Genomic DNA, 2,045 nt, shown 5'->3' on the forward strand with positions numbered 1-2,045 from the left:
GAGTCGCAGTCGCACCTCAACACCGGCAACGGCACCCCGCCTCACGCCGCCGCCGGCGACCGGGCCGGCGCCGACGTCACGGACGGGGGCGAGTAGCGATGACCGAGGCCGACGTGCGCTCCACCACCACGGACACCGAGGTCGGCGCCGCGGACGCGGCCCGCGGTTCCGACCTCGGCTCTGCCGAGTTGCTCGCGCTCTACGAGCAGATGCTTCTCATCCGCCGCACCGAGAAGGCCGCCTACGACCTCTTCATGTCCGGTCTGGTCAAGGGGACGACGCATCTCGCCTCCGGTCAGGAAGCGGTCGCGGTCGGCGCGAGCGCGGCGCTGCGGCCCGACGACTACGTCTTCGCCACGTACCGCGGCCACCATCACGCGATCGCCCGCGGGGCAACCCCCGAGGAATGCCTCGCCGAGCTGATGAGCAAGGCGACCGGGCTGTGCCAAGGCAAGGGCGGTTCGATGCACCTGACCAAGGCCTCAGCCGGCATGCTCGGCTCGTACGCCATCGTTGGTTCACACCTGCCGATGGCGGCCGGGGCCGCCTGGTCCGCCCTCCTACGCGGATCCGGGCAGGTCGCCGTCGCCTTCTTCGGCGACGGCGCCACCAACATCGGGGCCTTCCACGAAACACTCAATCTGGCCGCGGTGTGGCGGCTGCCCGTGCTGTTCATCTGTGAGAACAACTTCTACATGGAGTACACCGCGATCGGCACCGTGACATCAGTGGCCAACCCGGCGGCTGACCGCGCCGCCGGGTACGGGCTCCCTGGACACGTCATCGACGGCAACGACCTGCTCCCCGTGCACGCCGCCGTCGCCGACGCCGCCGCACGTGCCCGCGCGGGCGAAGGCCCCACGGTGATCGAGGCGCAGACGTACCGGCACTACGGCCACAGCCGGACGGACCCGGCCAAATACCGCCCGGACGAGGAGGTTCAGCGCTGGCTCGAACGTGATCCGCTGTCCGTCGCCCGGCGCCGGCTGGAAGAGGCCGGTGTCACCGAAACCGAGCTCGACGCCGCCGAAGAACGGGCGGAACACAGCGTCGCCGCCGCCGTCGACGCAGCCAAGAACGCGCCGGACGCCGACCCGGCGGAGGCGTTCACCGATGTCTGGGCGGATGGAGGCAGCGCATGGCGGACGTGACAGCCGCGGGTGGCACGGCCTCCGCGAACTCCCCGAACACGCAGACCACCTACCGGGAAGCCGTCGCGGAGGGCATCGCCCGCGAGATGCGCCGCGACGACAGCGTCGTCTGCCTCGGCGAGGACATTGCCGAGGCCGGCGGGGTGTTCAAGACCACCGTTGGGCTGCTGGACGAGTTCGGACCGGAACGGATCTGGAACACACCCATCTCAGAGCAGGCCATCGTCGGCGCCGCCATGGGTGCGGCTATGACCGGCATGCGCCCGGTCGCGGAGATCATGTTCAGTGACTTCCTGGCCTGCTGCTGGGACTATCTCGCCAATGAGATCCCCAAGGTCAGGTACATGACCGGCGGCCAGGTCACGGTGCCGTTGGTGGTCCGCACCGCCAACGGCGGCGGGCTCGGCTTCGGCGCCCAGCACTCGCAGGCGGTGGAGAACTGGGCATTCACCGTGCCGGGACTCAAGATCGCGGCCCCGTCGACGCCGGCCGACGTCGTCGGTCTGATGGCGGCCGCGATCCGCAGCGACGACCCGGTCGTCGTCTTCGAGCACAAAGGACTCTTCGCCAGCAAAGGCTTGCCCGCGCCGGACGACCACGTCGTCGAGCTCGGCCGGGCCGAGATCGTCCGCCAGGGCGATGACGTTACGGTCGTCGCCCTGGCGTCGACGGTGCCGACGGCGCTAGCCGCGGCCGGGCGGCTCGCCGATGAGGACATCTCGGCGGAGGTGATCGATCTGCGCTGTCTGGTCCCGCTCGACGTCAGCACCGTCCTCGCGTCGCTCAGCCGCACGTCGCGGCTCGTCGTCGTCGAGGAGAATCCCTATCAGGGCGGCTGGGGCGCGACGTTGGCCTCGCTCGTCGCCGACGAGGGGTTCGACCTGCTGGACGCGC

General features: G+C 70.4%; 2 protein-coding genes. Both read left to right on the forward strand.

The genetic code is table 11. From position 1 onward, the window contains the following. Nucleotides 1–209: 209 nt before the first annotated feature. Entirely contained in the window at nucleotides 210–1,151 is a 942-nt protein-coding gene (locus ELR45_RS29370; protein ID WP_420813972.1) for a thiamine pyrophosphate-dependent dehydrogenase E1 component subunit alpha, read from the forward strand. Then, nucleotides 1,139–2,045, forward strand: a 907-nt coding sequence (locus ELR45_RS29375) for an alpha-ketoacid dehydrogenase subunit beta (RefSeq protein WP_205857507.1), incomplete at its 3' end; no start/stop codon positions are given. The genes ELR45_RS29370 and ELR45_RS29375, both read left to right, overlap by 13 nt.

It is taken from the genome of Phytoactinopolyspora endophytica (genome assembly GCF_004138495.1).
Classification (GTDB): domain Bacteria; phylum Actinomycetota; class Actinomycetes; order Jiangellales; family Jiangellaceae; genus Phytoactinopolyspora; species Phytoactinopolyspora endophytica.